The sequence below is a fragment of the Pseudoalteromonas sp. Of11M-6 genome, assembly GCF_022347905.1.
Classification (GTDB): domain Bacteria; phylum Pseudomonadota; class Gammaproteobacteria; order Enterobacterales; family Alteromonadaceae; genus Pseudoalteromonas.
The window spans coordinates 20,903-38,112 of record NZ_JAKRFW010000006.1; the positions used below are offsets into that span (position 1 = coordinate 20,903).

At 45.3% G+C, this 17,210-nt stretch carries 11 protein-coding genes; 6 read left to right on the top strand and 5 right to left on the bottom strand.

All coding sequences use genetic code 11. The features are described from left to right. Window positions 1–446 precede the first annotated feature (446 nt). The 3 genes from MHN32_RS04490 to MHN32_RS04500 all read left to right on the top strand — a co-directional run bounded on the left by MHN32_RS04490 (window position 447) and on the right by MHN32_RS04500 (window position 7,298). Complete coding sequence (locus MHN32_RS04490) at window positions 447–3,101, top strand: glycoside hydrolase family 16 protein (protein ID WP_239421041.1); 2,655 nt, start codon at window positions 447–449, stop codon at window positions 3,099–3,101. Between the two features lie 70 nt (window positions 3,102–3,171). Continuing rightward, complete coding sequence (locus MHN32_RS04495; protein WP_239421042.1) at window positions 3,172–6,123, top strand: TonB-dependent receptor; 2,952 nt, start codon at window positions 3,172–3,174, stop codon at window positions 6,121–6,123. Between the two features lie 596 nt (window positions 6,124–6,719). Then, window positions 6,720–7,298 carry a LysE family translocator gene (locus MHN32_RS04500; protein WP_019647445.1) on the top strand — a complete coding sequence of 193 codons (579 nt, stop codon included), beginning with the start codon at window positions 6,720–6,722 and terminating at the stop codon, window positions 7,296–7,298. 79 nt (window positions 7,299–7,377) lie between these two features. Here the strand turns inward: MHN32_RS04500 and MHN32_RS04505 are convergent, their stop codons facing one another. The 5 genes from MHN32_RS04505 to MHN32_RS04525 form a co-directional block, all read right to left on the bottom strand. Further along, window positions 7,378–7,539 carry a hypothetical protein gene (locus MHN32_RS04505; protein ID WP_174170688.1) on the bottom strand — a complete coding sequence of 54 codons (162 nt, stop codon included), beginning with the start codon at window positions 7,537–7,539 and terminating at the stop codon, window positions 7,378–7,380. 31 nt (window positions 7,540–7,570) lie between these two features. Further along, window positions 7,571–8,110 carry a YqcI/YcgG family protein gene (locus MHN32_RS04510; protein WP_239421043.1) on the bottom strand — a complete coding sequence of 180 codons (540 nt, stop codon included), beginning with the start codon at window positions 8,108–8,110 and terminating at the stop codon, window positions 7,571–7,573. Window positions 8,111–8,383: 273 nt separating this feature from the next. Further along, window positions 8,384–8,788: a DUF1801 domain-containing protein gene (locus MHN32_RS04515; protein ID WP_239421044.1), complete on the bottom strand. Its 405-nt coding sequence runs from the start codon at window positions 8,786–8,788 to the stop codon at window positions 8,384–8,386. A 249-nt stretch (window positions 8,789–9,037) separates the two neighbouring features. Further along, entirely contained in the window at window positions 9,038–11,578 is a 2,541-nt protein-coding gene (locus MHN32_RS04520) for an exo 1,3/1,4-beta-D-glucan glucohydrolase (protein ID WP_239421045.1), read from the bottom strand. 3 nt (window positions 11,579–11,581) lie between these two features. Beyond that, complete coding sequence (locus MHN32_RS04525; RefSeq protein ID WP_239421046.1) at window positions 11,582–12,832, bottom strand: sugar MFS transporter; 1,251 nt, start codon at window positions 12,830–12,832, stop codon at window positions 11,582–11,584. A 185-nt stretch (window positions 12,833–13,017) separates the two neighbouring features. On the opposite strand from MHN32_RS04525, the gene MHN32_RS04530 reads away from it, so the two are divergent. The 3 genes from MHN32_RS04530 to MHN32_RS04540 all read left to right on the top strand — a co-directional run bounded on the left by MHN32_RS04530 (window position 13,018) and on the right by MHN32_RS04540 (window position 17,040). Beyond that, window positions 13,018–14,361, top strand: a complete 1,344-nt coding sequence (locus tag MHN32_RS04530) for a GH1 family beta-glucosidase (RefSeq protein WP_239421047.1) — start codon at window positions 13,018–13,020, stop codon at window positions 14,359–14,361. Between the two features lie 69 nt (window positions 14,362–14,430). Beyond that, window positions 14,431–15,438, top strand: coding sequence for a LacI family DNA-binding transcriptional regulator (locus MHN32_RS04535; protein ID WP_010607488.1), 1,008 nt, complete (start codon window positions 14,431–14,433; stop codon window positions 15,436–15,438). 6 nt (window positions 15,439–15,444) lie between these two features. Continuing rightward, a complete protein-coding gene (locus MHN32_RS04540; RefSeq protein WP_239421048.1) occupies window positions 15,445–17,040 on the top strand; it encodes a sugar porter family MFS transporter in 1,596 nt (531 codons plus the stop codon). The last annotated feature ends 170 nt before the right edge of the window (window positions 17,041–17,210 follow it).

Sequence of the window (17,210 nt, forward strand, 5' to 3'; positions counted from 1 at the left end):
CCGAAGCTCAGGTTCGATAATCTCAGTGAATTTAACCGTATTGTCAACCAAGCTAAAGCGTATGATTTATCTTGACGTAACGATTGCGTAAACATGTAAAGCCCCTTTACGGCTTTTTCTGCTATGGTTTTATTAGATGCTACTGATCTGTTAAGTGTGTATTTATATCATGCAGATTTTCACCTTATGACAATTTAATATTGACGAATAAATTAACTTAGTTTACTTTTGTGAAAGCGCTTACATTTTGCGTTTGTTTTTTTAACTTCATTTGTAAGCGCTTACATTTGTTGCTAGGAACGCGCTGAGTAGTCTTCCAGCGTATAGCTAAATAATCTGCTCTGAGAAACGATGAGTTAATCGACGGCTTATCTAAGCCTCAGGTTAAATAATAAAGTTCTTAGCATTCAACCATTTGACAACGACGTTTTGCATCGGGGTAACTGATGAAAATTGCAGCAAGAAAATTAACAAGGCTATGTACCGCAATCTCTGTGGCTATCATAGCGGGATGTGGCGGAAGCGCCGAGACAGAAACTAATTATAAATCCGTTGATACCACAGCGCCGGTTTCAGACTGGACGCTAGTGTGGAGCGATGAATTTGATAGCGATGCGATAGACACATCTAAGTGGACGCACGAGGTAAATTGCGACGGCGGTGGCAACAATGAAAAACAGTGTTACACCGACAGTGAACAGAACGCGTTTATTGCCGATGGCATGCTGAATATTGTCGCTACCCCTGCGCAAGCAGGCGCACAACTGCCGTATACCTCGGCAAGATTGAACACCAAATATAAAGCTGACTTTAAGTATGGCAGATTCGAAATGCGGGCCAAGCTACCAAGCGGGCAAGGCAGTTGGCCCGCGTTTTGGATGTTGCCTACGGATGAGGTTTACGGTGGCTGGCCCAAGTCTGGTGAAATAGACATTATGGAAGCGGTAAACCTCAAGGTCGCTAGTGAAGACGGCTCGGTTGAATCTAACGTGCATGGCACGCTTCATTACGGCCGTGATTGGCCTAATAATGTTCACACCGGTAAAGCATACGCCATACCTGATGGTGTAAATCCAGCCGATGACTTCCATACCTATGCTGTGGAGTGGCAAGAGGGTGAGATCCGTTGGTACGTTGATGGTTATCTCTATGCCACGCAACGTCAATCGGAGGTTCGTTACAACTCAAAGCAAGAAGCGGTTGGTTTAAAACACCGTGGATGGTTTGCTGAATACTACGAGCAAGGCTCAGGCGAGCTGGTTACTCATTGGGATAGTGCGCCTTTTGATCAACAGTTTCACCTTATCTTAAACCTTGCCGTTGGCGGTGATTGGCCTGAAAACGTTAATAATAAAGGTATCGACTCGGACGCCTTTGTGAACGGACAATCGTTTGTGGTTGACTATGTCAGAGTGTATGAATGCGGCTCTAACCCTGAAACGGGCAAAGGATGTGAAACGGTGCGTCCAGGCTACGACGACCTTGAGGATGCGTTAGTCGAAGGCGAAGCACCTATTCCGTCGCCACCTTCTTCGGGTACCGCTAAAAACCTAACCATCTTTGATGATAATTTTAATGTTAACTGGCCAGCTTGGGATTGTTGTGGTGGCTCTACGCCTGCATTGGTTGCAGACGAAAGCCGTGGCAATGTTGTTGAGTTTGTGGTCGGTGAGACGCCAACCGTAAATGGCTTTACCAGCCGTGCCGAATTTATCACAGATCCAAGCGGTAAAGCCTCGCCATTTGATGCAACGAGTATGCTAGAAGCGGGCTATATTCGGTTCGATATGCAAGTGACGCAAATGCCTTCAGACCCAAGCGCTGCATGGAAATTTAAAGTTGAAAGCCAAGGTGCTTCTAGCGCTGCTGAACTCGATCTTTTTGCAAGCGTTGAAGGACAATCACCAGTCGCAGGCTCGTGGCAAACTTATACCTTCCCACTACAGCAGTTGGCTGATGCAGGACTTGATGTATCAGCCATTGATGTAGTGATGATCTTCCCAGCATGGGGTGCCGGAAATGGTGCTATCTATCGTGTTGATAAGGTTGAGATTGCACAGGATACAAACTTACCTTCGTTGACCTTATTTGAAAATGCCATTAACGCTGAGTGGCCGCTTTGGGATTGTTGTGGTGGCTCGGCACCGGCTGAAGTCTCTGACGATGCGACGCATGGTATTGTTGCTGAATTTACGATTGGTGACACACCAACGGTAATGGGGTTCTCGTCTCGAACAGAAGTGGGCGGAGCTGGAAAACCGTTCGATGCAACTGCAATTTTAGCAGGTGGCGTAGTACAGTTTGAGATGAAAGTCATGAGCTTACCGTCAACGCCTGATGCCCCTTGGCTACTTAAAATTGAGTCTGATAACGCCGCGAGTGCGGTTGAGCTACCACTATCTGAATCACAAGAGGGGGCAGCGCCACAGGCCGGTGAATGGCAAACCTATACTTTCTCAATTGAAGCTTTGGCTCAGGCTGGTCTTGATCCAAGTGCAATTGATGTGGTGATGATTTTCCCAGCTTGGGGCTCAGGTAGCGGTGCGGTTTATCGTGTTGATAACGCAAAAATCTTTCATCCTGACGGTGACAAGGCGAGTGGCGGTCTAAGCTTATTCAAAGATCAAGCTGCTGAGCAGTGGTCAATTTGGGATTGCTGTGGCGGCTCTACACCCACAATCGAAGTCGACGAAGATGCAGCCCATGGTCAAGTTGCGCAATTTGTTATTGGTGCAACCCCAACCGTGATGGGGTTTTTAGCGGATGACGATGTCTATTATGATGCTTCTCATTTACTAGAAACTGGCGTAGTTAAGTTTGATATGAAGTTGACTTCAGCACCTGCAAATATCGACGCTCAATGGCTGTTTAAAATTGAGTCAAATGATGCTAGTGCGGCGGTAGAGCTTGCTCTAAACCAAAGCGCTGAAGGTCAAACTCCAGAAGTTGGCAAATGGCAAACGTATACGTTTCCACTTCAAGCTTTGTACGATGCAGGACTCGATATTAGTGCCATTGATGTCTTGATGGTATTCCCCAGCTGGGGAATGGGCGAAGGCGCCGTTTACCGCATAGACAATGTTGAAATCATCAGTCAATAAGCCAGTGTGGATCGCCAATAGTGCTTTGAACTCGGTGATCCAGCAGCAAGAATAGAATCGCAGGGCAGTCATGAATAACAAACAATTCAATAAAAGTAAGCTTGCCGTTCAGTTGTCGCTAGCAATAGCGATGAATGCGGGTATGGTCAGCATAGCTCAAGCAGAAGAGCAACAAACAGCCGAAAAAGTCGAAGTGATCGAAGTGAAAGGGATCCGCGGAAGTTTGATCCGTTCAATGGATTTAAAGCGCTCCGCATCGGGGGTTATGGATGCCATTTCGGCAGAGGAAATGGGGAAATTTCCAGATACCAACTTAGCCGAGTCTTTACAGCGGATCACCGGTGTTTCGGTCAGCCGCGCCAACGGTGAAGGCAGCCAAATTACCGTACGTGGTTTTGGGCCTGATTTTAACTTGGTGACATTAAATGGTCGTCAAATGCCGGGCACAGGTAATACTCGTTCGTATAACTTGGAAAACCTAGCCGCAGAAGGCGTGAGTGCGCTTGAGGTATATAAAACCGGACGTGCTGATGTACCAAGTGGCGGTTTAGGGGCTTTGGTCAACATTGTCACGGGTAAGCCACTACAACGCCCAGGGCAACACTTTAGCGCAACAGCAAAGGCGATTGTTGATACCTCTAACGAAGCGGGAGATGATGTTACACCTGAGGTTTCCGCGGTTTATAGTAATACCTTTGCCGATGAAACCTTTGGTTTTGGATTTTCCTTCTCCCATCAGCAACGTGATTTTCAAAAGCAGCAAGCCAATATTCAAGGCTGGCAGGCCAATGTTGATCTACCTGATTTAGACCCATCTAAAATCATTGATGGCCGTGCTGAAGATGCCGAGGGTAACAAAGTCGGAAATTACTTTTTTCCAAAAGACATGAACTACGGCATCGAAGATCTAGAGCGAGAAAGAACGAACGGTCAAGTTACCTTTCAATATGCACCAACTAACGGTTTTGTTGCCACCTTAGATTATACGGCAAGCCTTGCCGTAACTGGCTCTAATACGGTGGGGTGGGGTATTTGGAATGAGTTTGGCGGTAACATTAACGCCTATGAGTTAGATGCAAATGGCACCGCGGTTTATGCCGATATTGGTGGTAATGATGCGTCGTTTACTGCTAATAGGAATACGACGGAAGTCGAGGCGCGTTCACTTGGCTTAAATCTGGACTGGCAAATTAACGATAATTGGCATGTAGAGCTTGATTATCACGACTCGAAAAACGAAACCGATAATGGCGCAGATAAAGGCTTGGGTAGTGATGGTCAAATCATCTTAGGCTCAGATCAGTTGCTCACTAAGATTTATGACTATCGGCAGGGCGAAGTGCCGCATGCAAATGTGCTTTGGAAAAATGGCACGAATGAACTCATGGCAAGTGAAATTGATTCTAACTTTAGCCAATTTATCCATTCTCCCGGAGAGGCGACAGTCGAGCAGTTACAACTTGATGCCACTTGGTTTAACGACAGTTTTGATATTGGCCTAGTGAGTGTGCAGTTTGGTGCAGCTCGCACTGAACAGTCAACTGGGGGATACGAAGCGTGGAGTGGTTTGCGAGGAGGACCAGGTTTTAACCCTTCGTTTAAAGAAATTTTTCCAGATAGCATGTTTACGCGCCATGAAACTGGCGATTTGCTAGATCAATTCGCTGGTGGTGGCAGTGACCTACAGCCGGGGTATTACTATACCTATGACTTTGATGAAGCTATTGCAAGGCAGCTTGCGTATCTTACAGAAGATGTGATCGGTGCTGACTACTACTCGGCGGATGCCTATTTTGATGGCATAGATAGCCAAAGTCGAGTTGATGAAACCACTGACAGCATCTACTTGCAATCCAAATGGGAGTTTGAATTTTCTGACTACTTTATGCAAATCAATGCAGGCCTTCGTTATGAACAAACGGATGTGACAAGTGTGGTGCGTCAGCGTGTGGAAACGCAAGTGAATTGGGACAGTCCATCTGAATGGATTATGCAATACGCTGCGGGCGGTGATGACAACTTCTTAACGCAGGAAGGGGATTACGACATTCTATTGCCGATGATCGATGTGCGTTTTGATCTCACCGAAGATTTAATTGCACGAGCGTCTTGGGGCAAAACAATGTCGCGTGCGCCACTTAGTAATCTCGCTGGTGGCAGAAGTTTGTCAGGCAGCCCAAAACCGGGAGCAAGAACTGGTTCTCGAGGCAATACAAATCTATTACCGTTTGAGTCGACCAACCTAGATTTTTCACTTGAATATTATTACAACGAAGGAAGTTACGCGTCACTTGGCTACTTCAAAAAAGAGGTCGATAACTTTATTCAAACCACAATCACGCAAACCACCATTGAAGGTCTTTACGATATTTACAATGGTCCAAGGTATAAACAAGCGATTGCAGACATTGAAGCCCGTGGAGAGCAGGCAACCAGTGATGCCATTTTTGCGCAAATGCTCGCCAATGGTCACGGTAATGCCGATGGTAAAATTGAACCAAGCAGTGACGATCCATTGATGGTATGGAACATTAGCCAGCCACAAAATACCGATAGTAAATCGGTTGATGGTTTTGAAGTGGCGGTACAGCACTTATTTGGTGAAACGGGTTTTGGCCTTGGTGTAAACGCAACTTTTGTTGATGGCGATGTTGAGTTTGATAGTGAAAGCCTAGTGCAGCAAGCACCGCTGACGGGGTTGAGTGACTCGGCTAACTTCCAAGCATTTTACGAAAAAGACGGGTTATCGGTGAAGTTAACCTACGCATGGCGTGACGCTTATCTTATCGGGGTAGGTCAAGCGCAAGGCTCGGCAGATGCACCACCGCAATATGCCAAGTCTTACGGTCAATGGGACGTTAGTGTGAATTACGATATTGATGAGCAGTTTACGGTGTTCTTTGAAGGTATAAACTTAAACAATGAAACCGAGCAAGGATATGGTCGTTATGAAGAGCAATTCTTATTTGCTCGTCAATACGGTCCGAGATACTCGGTTGGTGTGAGGTATACTTTTGAGTGATCTTTTTCGCATCAGTTCACTAGGGCCTGTTGACCTTTGCTGTTTGATTTTTGTTCTCCTGAGTGTGTTTTGAGCGCGACGCTCGACTTGCCGCCTAGTAATCTAAGCAAAAGTTGAGCAACAATGAACAAAGCGCACTCAGGGGAACCCAAAGGGCAGCGCTTGATTGGCATTTCTACTGTGTTATCGCCTAACTTACATAGAATAACTATGCTACGCAGGCTCTGCCTTGTATAAATACCAATCAAACTGCTGCAAAAGCAAACTTGAAAGATCAACAGGCCCTAATACCAATTTCACTTAATTAAGCAAATTGGCATAAAAATGCAGACCGATGAGTCTGCATTTTTTGGCTCTAAACTACTTACTTCAGTAGGTGCGACTTTATGTCGCGCTCATTCAAGCGCATATTGCATAGGGAAATGATAAGGCTGAGTTCGAAGATGAATATCATTGATAAACTCAGTACGTAGCTCCAACCTATCGCATATTACTTTGTAAATTCATGATTTAGTGTGATGATGCAGTGAGTGTGAATCGGACATGTTTGCGGGGTTGATGTTTTGGACAATTATTTGCTGTTTGTAGGTGTCGCTTTGGCGACAATTTTATTACCAGGGCCTGCGGTGATGCTGACTATCAATAACTCAATTCAAAGAGGCTTTGCCAAGTCTTTAGCTGGTATTTGTGGTGTCGCGCTCGGGATTTTGATTGTCGCCGCGGTATCGGCGTCAAGTTTAGGTGTGATTTTAGCCAATTCGGTGTTGGCATTTACGGTCGTTAAATTTATTGGCGCTGCATATCTTTTCTATTTAGGCTACAAAATGTGGCGAACTAAAGGTGAAAGTAAAATAGGCAAGTCTATTGCTGCAAGTACGATGAAAAAGTGCTTTTTAGAAGGCTTTTTTGTTTCGATCACCAATCCTAAGGCTGTTATTTTCTTTATGTCTATCTTTCCGCAATTTATCAATGTGGAAAATGCCTTTATGCCGCAATTTATGTTGCTGGTTTTTACCTTTAGCCTGCTGGTGTTTATGGTACATATTTCTTATGCGGTGTTTTCTGGCCTTGCTAAGACTAAATTGTCGTCACCGAAGAGTATGACGATGATGAACAAAGTGAGCGGTGGCGTGTTTTTTGGGTTTGGCGCCGGTTTAGTTGCCGCCGGTAAGTAGTTTGAGTGGCTTAAAAATGTAAGCATACTCCCTTTTACCGTGAGTAGTTAAAGGGAGCAAAGCTTGAATTCGGCATCGCTTAGCTCCGCACTGCAGCAGACTTACTCGCCTTAGTGCGACTGGTTGGGCTACTTAGATTTGAATAAGCGCTTGAAGCACTCATTAAGCCAAAACAACCCAAAGTTGTTAATATGCCAATGACGACGTAAATAATAAAATCGATTACCATGATGTTGCTCATATCTAGTTCCTCTCCGTTGGTACAATGTGCATTAAATTCTGTGGGTTTCTACGTGTGATTCGACGACACGGAAACTCTGTGGGACCTCAAACTGAGGCATTAAGTTAAAAACAATCGCTGGGTACTTAAACTTTCTGTTTCTCGATGCGCTTGTAGGGCTTAAACAAGTGATATAAAGCGGCTCGCCATCCAAATTAAAATGAAAATTATTGCTGCAATCTGACGATTGAGAATGCGGCCCTCTCGGAGTGCTCTGCGAAACTAGGTTTTGCAATTCCTGCAGTTTACGCCAAACAGACTTATTAAAGTCGCTGTCATCTAAGTGTTGGCTCTGCTCAAAAACCGCCACAAACGCGGCACTTTTCATGCTGTCAAAATCTACCTTTTCGACAAAAGAATAGAGGCTCGTTATCAAACTAAAGTTGTTGTGTCTTGAGGTGAGATCGCCAAAACCAAAAACCTCAACATGGTTAAACGCTAATTCGGCTCTATTACCACCACAAATGCATGGAAATTGCTGCTTGTTCACGAAATCAATAAAACTATCTTGCAGCTCGGGTTGTGGTGTCATGTTTTATGCTCCTAATGTTGTTATTTGCGCTAGTTGGTTTTGGTGGTTTCCAATGCTGAATGGCGAAATGCATCTACATTGTTTATCTATCACTATGTAAGCAAGGCTCGAACCACAAATTTAAATATTTAAGTTATTGAATTTAATTGGTTTTCAATCTTCGTGTTTTAATGGGGTAAATTTTTCACGTTTTATTCAGGTAAGAAGTACACGGTTGTAAAAATTGGTAACGGTGGGTTTTTCGCTCCGGGCAAGGTTTACCCAGATTGGTTGTTATTGTCCGAGTAAAGGTAAGCTTTTGAGGTTTTTATAGTCCATTGCAATGGCGATACAGCGGTAGAGTAGCGCGGCTGGCATGTCTTCTTCCAGTTTAAGGACTATCGCTCTGTTTCCTTCAAACTGTAACTCGTCGGAAAATAGTACTCTAAATGTATCAACTAGCTTCGTTTGACAGTGAAAATAAAGGTGATAGTTAGTAGGCGTTTTGGCTTTCCAAGCCATACGGAAAGGACTACCCGATTTAACATTAAAGCTTAACTCTCCCCACTTTATTGCCTCAATCACTGCGCCAAAGTTTTGCTCACTGGCAACCTGCATAACGAGGCTACGCAGTGCCCTGATTTTTGCTTGTGCAGCAGGTGGATAGGTACTAATCACTTGTTCGGCTATGTTTGACACTCTGGCTCTTCCTTGGTGTTAGCTCATTTAGCTCATAAAGTAGAGTATTAAATTGAGCAGGTGAGGGCAAGTGTGCTCTTGGTGTGACTTTTTAAATCGCTTGTTTGTGCCCTGTAAAAAGAATAAACGAGCGCATCAGACAATTGGCTTACCTTAGATCTCTTAAATTCTAGTTCAAATTAAAGTTGCTTCATTAGACACTAAAAAACGATGTGAACACAGCCTCGTGCCCACATCGTGTTAAGGGGACTAATTGCAGCTTAGTGTCGGTGATGCTTCTGAAGAGATCTGTATCTCAGACAGCGTTACCTCTAGTATTCCAGCGGTTGAAAGCTCGAAAGGGACAACGGTTTTAGTGAAGTCCATCCCTTGGGCTGTAAAGCAATTGAGGTCAATGCTTAGTGATTGCCATTTGGCTAAAGGCATAGCTTGAAGTTGCTTAGCAATATCGACTTTTGCGGTGCATGAGCCGTTTGCGTCCGCTTCGCCTTCACAGCTCATCGCTACCCAAACCGGTTTATCTGGCGCAGCATCAACTTGTACTTTAAAAGTAAGGGCGCTGTCAGTTGGAACACTTGGGCTTATGTCTTCCCTAAAGTAGCTTTCACTGGCGAGCCTAAAGCCGCTGCGTCGACTACCGTCAAAAAGTAGCTGAATGGCATCTTCTTGTACTTCTCTGTCCGTTGTGCGGTAGCTAATACCACCAAGCTTATGGGTGTTGGCATTTATCACTTGATTTTCGGCACTGCTATATAGATGGCCTTGCCAAGGTTTATTGATTGATCTTACCAGCAAGTCTACACCGCTGGCGAGATTTGCCTGAGTTTGTATTTGCTCTGGTAAATTATCTGCTAATACATTTTGGTCTGAATAACGTAAGCCAAAACCATAAGGTAAAAGCGGGTCATAATTTTTATCTTGGTAATTTACGATTTGTGTCGGCGTTTTTGGCCAAGAATAACTAAGCTTGCCAGTAAAATCATACTGAACTTGGCCGTTTTTGTCGGCCAGTAATACGTCACTGATACCAATTCCTTCAGACCCCGGTAACCATGCTGCCACAAATGCATCGGATGCGTTGAGTTCAGGATTTACCCACATTGGGCGACCACTGATAAACACCGCCACTGTAGGAATTCCAGCTTGTTTAAAGCGTTTGAGTAATGCGAGATCAGATTTATCAGACGGCTTGTATTCAAGCGTTGTTCTATCACCGTGGCCTTCTGCATAGGGATCTTCGCCAAAGACCACAATGGCAACGTCAGGCTTATCTTCAAAATCACCGCGAGTACTTAATGTGACGGTGCCACCAGCCGCTTCTGCTTGCTGCTTTATACCATCATAAATAGAAGTAGCGCCCGGGAAGTCGGCATTGGTGTTGTTGGTACCTTGCCAGGTAATGCTCCATCCGCCCGATTGTTTGCCGATATTGTCGGCACCATCGCCTGCCAACAAGATATGTTGGTTCGGTTTAAGTGGTAATAGTTGATCTTTGTTTTTGAGTAAAACCAGTGACTCACGTACGGCTTGGCGCGCGACTTTACGGTGCGACTCTGCGCCAATGATTTCTGAGTTGCCAGCCAATGGACGATTTGCAGGACTTGGTTTTTCAAAAAGTCCCGCACGGAGTTTAACTCTTAAAATACGACTTACTGCATCATCAATGCGAGACTGCGCGATAGCGCCGCTTTTTGCTTGCGCTAGCGTATTGTTGTACAAGGCTTTCCAGTCGTTCGGGGCCATGACAATATCAATGCCGGCATTAATGGCCTCAGCACAGCTGTCGTTCGTACAGCCTTTTATTTGGCCGTGACCATTCCAATCGCTCACCACAAAACCATCAAAATTCATTCGCTCTTTGAGCACTTGGGTAAGCAAATAATGACTGCCATGCACTTTTTCGCCATGCCAACTGTTAAACGATGCCATCACCGATTGTGCTCCGGCTTCAAGTCCGCCTACGTAGCCTTGAGCGTGAAGTGCAATTAATGCTTTTTCAGAGGCGATGTTGTCGCCTTGGTCGTCACCATCAACTGTGCCACCATCGCCGACAAAATGCTTTACCGTGCTGATCACGCGGTTCTTACCAAGAAAGTCCGCCTTAGGATCGCCCTGTAAGCCTTTAACAATAGCGCTGGAATACGCTTTTACGATGTCGGGATGCTCCGAGTATCCTTCATAGGTGCGTCCCCAGCGATCATCACGTACCACCGCGACCGTCGGGGCAAAGATCCAATCAATCCCGGTGGCTAACACTTCTTTTGCGGTAATGTGGGCGATTTTCTCGATGAGATCTGGGTTATTTGCCGCGCCAAGGCCAATGTTATGTGGAAATAGCGTAGCGCCAATGACGTTATTGTGGCCATGAACCGCATCCGTTCCCCACATGGTAGGAATAGTGCTGCCATCTAGGCTATCGTCAATCGATGCTTGGTAAAGCGCTTCGGCAAGTTTGACCCAATCAGCAGGCGTTGCATGTTTGTTGTTGTAAGGAAATGCGCCACCACCATTGAGATATGAGCCGAATCCGTATTCTCGCATTTCTGCGACGGTAATATTTCGAATCTCAGGCTGGATCATTTGCGCAATTTTTTGCTTCAGGGTCATCTTAGCGAGTATCGACCGAACTCTTTCTTCTAGATTGTCATCGGTTTGGATAGCAGGCGTCAGCGCTGGCCAGTTTTCTACTTGGCGAGCTGCATCAACACTGGTTTTATTTGGACTTTCGCTACATCCTGTTAAGGTTGCGATAGCCATTGCAAGACTTAGCATGGTTATTTTGGTTTTCATGTCTTAATTACTCTTGAAACGCTGAGGAGTTGCGCCTTTTAATCCAAAGTAGGCGATGTAGATATAGCATAAAGCAGGCAGTAAGAATGATAGCTGCAGATTGATTCCGTCTGCTAGCATCCCTTGAAATAGCGGGATAACTGCACCGCCGACAATAGCAAGACAGAGAATACCAGAGCCTTGTGCCGTTTGTTTTCCAAGCCCATTCAACGATAAGCTAAAGATAGTCGGAAACATCACGGAGTTACAAAGCCCGACCGCCAAAATGCTCCAAAGGGCGAGCTGACCGCTGCTAAATACTGCGATAAGCACTAATGCAAATGCACAGGCTGCATTAAAGGCAAGCACGGTTCGACCCGATATTTTCTGCATGACTAACGCGCCAATAAAGCGTCCGATCATGGCTCCACCCCAATAATATGCGATGAGCTTTGCAGCTTGGGCTTCGGTGATGTTGCCAATGTCCGGTTGATGTAAGAAGCTAACGAGCGTTGAGCCAATTGCCACTTCAGCTCCAACATAAACGAAAATACCGATTGCACCAAGCACCAAATGTTTATGCTGCCATGCCTTGATTTCACCTGTGGTGACTTCCTCAGTAGTACTACTTAGCTGGGGAAGTTTGATAAAGGCAAAGATCAAAGCCAATGACGCTAGCATGGCTGCCAACATCAAGTAAGGCAATTGGGTTGCGCTGGCATTGCCCACCTCAACTGTGCTTCCCTCACTGAAGATGAGCATGGCGCCAAAAAATGGGGCGACAGTTGTACCGAGAGAGTTAAAGGCTTGGGTCATGGTGAGTCGTGCAGGGGCAGTTTCGGGAGAGCCAAGTACACTAACAAACGGGTTAGCAGCAACTTGTAGCACTGTGATCCCTGCCGCTAGTACAAATAGCGCGAATAAAAACACGCTGTAGATACCACTTTCAGCCGCTGGGTAAAAAAGCACACAACCAACGCCTGCGGTAAGTAATCCAGTTACAATGCCTTTTTGATAGCCGATTTTTCCAACCAATTTGCCAGCTGGCACCGAAACAACAAAATAGGCGCTAAAAAAGCAAAATTGGATCAGCATCGCTTGAGTGTAATTAAGCTCAAACGCGCCTTTGAGGTACGGAATTAAAATATCATTCAAGCAAGTAATGAAACCCCACATAAAAAATAGTGAGGTGAGGGCCCCCAAAGCAAATCGGTACTGACCAGTATGGCCCGTGGCGATTGCTGCTGAAACCTGTGGTTGAGACGGTACGCTCACGACAAACTCCTAGTTGATTTTTTTTGGTAAAGCGCTTACATTTATAAAAATGAAAGCGCTTACATTTTTAATGATGATTGCAGAAAGCGAACACGAATTCAAATAAAAAATGTTTTTGCCTTGCACTGTGACTAACACAACACGCTCGTACCTTGGCGTGAACACATAACTTGGAACGATTAACCATGAATAAAATTATCCTGCCAACACACTCGGCCATGTTGAAGGCAGACTATATTTTCGGCGTTGCGACTTCGTCATTTCAAATCGAAGGTGAGCGGCGTGGGCGTTGTGAGTCAATTTGGGATAGGTTTTGTGAACATGATGGCGCGATAAAGGATAGTAGTAACGGTGATATTGCCTGTGAGCATATATCTAGGTGGCAGCAAGATGTTGAACTCATAACCAGTTTGGGGGTTGACGCCTATCGCCTTTCTATTTCTTGGCCAAGAGTAATGAATGATGATGGCACGGTTAACGATGCAGGACTTTCATTTTACCAACAATTGGTCGATGCGTTGGTTGCTAAAGGCTTAAAAGTGTTTGTCACGCTATATCACTGGGACTTACCACAAGCGCTTGAGGATAAGGGCGGGTGGCTGAATCGAGAAACGGCTGTGGCGTTTGCACGGTATACCGAGGTGGTATGTAAAGCGCTTGGCGATAAAGTGTATGCGTACACCACGTTAAATGAACCATTTTGTAGTGCACATTTGGGGTATGAATTAGGTATTCATGCACCGGGCTTGCGCTCCCAAGCGGCGGGACGACAAGCAGCTCATCACCTGCTTCTTGCCCATGGTTTAGCGATGCAAGTGTTAAGAGCGCATTGCCCAAATAGCCTCCATGGAGTCGTGTTGAATTTTGCCAATGCGGATCCTGTGTCTACAGCGCATTGTGACGTGGAAGCGGCAAAAATCGCGGATGATTACTGTAATCACTGGTATATCAAGCCAATTCTTGAAGGGCAGTACCCAGATTTACTTGCCCAGCTCCCCAAAGACGTACAACCAGATATTCTAGCTGGAGATTTAGAGATTATTGCTGCCCCCATTGATTATCTTGGCGTGAACTATTACACCCGAAATATTTATCAATCTGATGGTAATGGATGGTATGAACAAGTTGAGCCTAGTGCCAAAACGCTCACTACAATGGGCTGGGAAGTCGTGCCAGACTCATTTTGTGCATTGCTTCGGGAGTTACATGCTGAGTACCAGTTGCCACCACTTTATATCACAGAAAATGGTGCTGCCTTTGACGACAAAATGGAAAATGGCGAAGTATTAGACGTGCAAAGGCTGGCTTACTTCCAATCTCACCTGCTCGCGGTTAATCAAGCAATGGAGCAGGGCGTTGATATTCGTGGCTACTTTGCATGGAGTTTAATGGATAATTTCGAATGGGCAGAGGGGTATACGCAACGCTTTGGTATTGTGCACGTTGATTATCATACTCAGCAAAGAACCTTAAAGGCGAGTGCAAAAGCCTACCAAACGATGCTGTTTGAGCGTAAATCAAGTGTCTAAAACTATGCGCATTTTTAGCCAAAATTGGTATAGTGCGCAGATACAACTGATGGAATAAAAGTAATAGATATGGCAACGATTTACGAAGTCTCAAAAGCTGCAGGGGTATCATTAGCCACGGTGTCACGGGTGATGAATGGCAATGCAAAGGTGAGTGACAAAACCAAAGAGAAGGTGCTCGCGGCAATGTCAGAGTTAGGTTATAAACCTAACGCCATCGCGCAATCTTTGGCTTCTAACCGCAGTAACAGTGTGGGGCTTATGGTATCTGAGCTACACGGTTCTTTCTTTGGTGACATGATGAGCACCATAGAGAGTACACTGAGAACGGCGGGTAAACATGCCATTATTGCTGCGGGCCACAGTGATGAAGAAAAAGAGCAACAAGCCATCGAGTTTTTATTGGATAGGCGCTGCGATGCCTTAATTGTGCATGCAGAAGCAGTCAGTGATGAATATCTCATTGAGCTTGCGGGACGAGATGTAGAACTGGTGCTAGTGAACCGCCACATTCCAGAGTTGGCAGAGCGCTGCTTTTATACTGATAACGAACTGGGTGGATACTTAGCGACTGAGGCGCTATTGCAGCGCGGACATCGAGATATCGCGTATATCAGTGGACCGTTATTTAAGCTTGACGCCAAAGCGCGTTTGGCTGGTCATCAAAAAGCCTTAGCTGAATACAATGTGTCATTTGATCCTAAGCTCTCATTTGAAGGCGGTTATCATGAAACCGATGGCATCGCGGGATTTAATCACTTAATGCAAACAGGGCAGCGCTTTAGTGCCTTGGTTTGCGCAAACGATGAGATGGCATCAGGTGCGATGACTGCGGCCAGAGAAGCTGGACTTGATGTCCCATCAGCGCTTTCCGTTGTAGGCTTTGACGATGTGTTATTTACCAAATATCTTTATCCAAAACTCACCACCATAGATAACCCTATTCGTAAAATGGGCAATGCGGCCGCGCGTTGGGTACTTAAGTATGTGTATAAAGAGAAGCACCAACCCGATGTAGAAAATCTCTACCCACCAACCTTAATCTTGCGCGATTCTATCGCCGTAAAAGCAGAGTAATAAGCGATGACCAGCCTGTCGATATCCAATGCATTAAAGTACACCTTAATTGTATCGTTAGGCGGGTTTATTTTTGGCTTTGATGCGTCGGTGATTTCGGGTGCAATTGGCTTTATCAGTGAGGCCTTTAAGCTCACCCCATGGCAGCAAGGGATAGTCGTGAGTGCACCTACCTTAGGAGGGTTGGTCGCAACACTTATTGCAGGACCGGTGGCAGACGCTATTGGCCGTAAGCAAACATTGCTGATGACTGCGTGTTTGTATTTTGTCTCTGCGATTGGCTCGGCTTTCGCAACTTCGTTTGAAGCATTGGTGATTGCGCGTTTCATTGGTGGAATGGCATTTTGTTCTTTGATGGTGGCGCCCATGTATATTGCTGAGATCAGCTTAGCGGATCAGCGCGGGCGTTTAGTATCGGTTAATCAGCTCAATATAGTCGTTGGCCTATTTATCTCCTATTTCACTAACTATTTCTTACTTCAGCTCAGTCATAGCGAAGCAATGTGGGTGTCTGGTTGGCAAATAGATACTCAAACATGGCGTTGGATGCTTGGTGTTGAGGCGCTGCCAGCACTGGCGTGGATTTTGTTGTTACTGTTATTGCCACGAAGCCCTCGGTGGTTATTGATGAAAGATCAGCAGCTAGAGGCTAAACGCACATTAACGCGATTATTTGGTAGCAACAATGCACAACAGCAACTTGATGCTATTCAAGCGGCGTTACCTAAACTGCAACTGAGTAGTTTGTCGCTTGCGCGCAAAATGGGCAGTTTGTTTAGTAAGCGACTTCGTGTCCCTTTGATGGTAGGGGTTGTGCTTGCCATCGCGCAGCAAGTCACCGGGATTAATGTGGTGTTTTTTTATGCCCCGACCATTTTTGAGCAAAGCGGTATTGGTACTGATGCTGCATTTATGCAAGCGATTTGGATTGGTCTGATCAATGTGGTTTTTACCATCGTTGCGCTATTGACCATAGATAAACTCGGACGGCGGCCATTGTTACTCATCGGGTTAACGGGCATTTGCTTTAGTATGGCGCTGTGTAGCTGGGGCTTTAAACAAGCAACTTATCAGCTAAATACAGCACATATTGCTGAAATTAAGACAGAAGTTGCCGATTTTCCTGTGCATGCATTAGCACCAATATTAGGCCAGACTTTCACCTCCGACGTTGCATTTAATGACGCGATAAAACAGCGTTTAACTGCAGATGAGTACCGGCAATACAAGTCAGTGATTTTCGCACACAGTATTAATATGCCAGCAAAACTGGTTCTGCTTGGGATTTCCCTTTTTGTCGCGTCGTTCGCGATGTCGCTGGGGCCAGTCATGTGGGTAATGTTTTCGGAGATATTTCCAAATGCAATTCGAGCCGTTGCGATTTCCGTTGTCGGTGTGATTAATAATGCCGCCAGTTTTACTGTACAACTAGTGTTTCCGTGGGAGCTTGAGTATTTAGGGGCAAGCACCACCTTTTTATTGTACAGCCTGTTTTCATTGCTTTCGTTTGCGCTGGTATTTTTGTTTGTGGAAGAAACCAAAGGTAAGAGCTTGGAGCAGCTAAGCGAAAGTTTGGAAGCGAAACCTGACTATACCAATTAGTCTTAATACTTGCTCAATTTGAAGGAGTAAATCTGACGCTAACTGTGTTAAAAATCTCTCATTTAGAACAACTAAATAGCAAAATTTTCGCCTTGTTATCGACAAGATTTTTTCGCCTCAAAATAGATCACTTAATTAAGTAAATTGGTATTAGCAAAACCTGCGATAAA

Coding starts and splice junctions, on each gene's coding strand:
- MHN32_RS04530 (WP_239421047.1), top strand. CDS start 13,018: ATGAATAAAATTATCCTGCCAACACACTCGGCCATGTTGAAGGCAGAC.
- MHN32_RS04510 (WP_239421043.1), bottom strand. CDS start 8,110: ATGACACCACAACCCGAGCTGCAAGATAGTTTTATTGATTTCGTGAAC.
- MHN32_RS04540 (WP_239421048.1), top strand. CDS start 15,445: ATGACCAGCCTGTCGATATCCAATGCATTAAAGTACACCTTAATTGTA.
- MHN32_RS04490 (WP_239421041.1), top strand. CDS start 447: ATGAAAATTGCAGCAAGAAAATTAACAAGGCTATGTACCGCAATCTCT.
- MHN32_RS04505 (WP_174170688.1), bottom strand. CDS start 7,539: ATGAGCAACATCATGGTAATCGATTTTATTATTTACGTCGTCATTGGC.
- MHN32_RS04535 (WP_010607488.1), top strand. CDS start 14,431: ATGGCAACGATTTACGAAGTCTCAAAAGCTGCAGGGGTATCATTAGCC.
- MHN32_RS04520 (WP_239421045.1), bottom strand. CDS start 11,578: ATGAAAACCAAAATAACCATGCTAAGTCTTGCAATGGCTATCGCAACC.
- MHN32_RS04495 (WP_239421042.1), top strand. CDS start 3,172: ATGAATAACAAACAATTCAATAAAAGTAAGCTTGCCGTTCAGTTGTCG.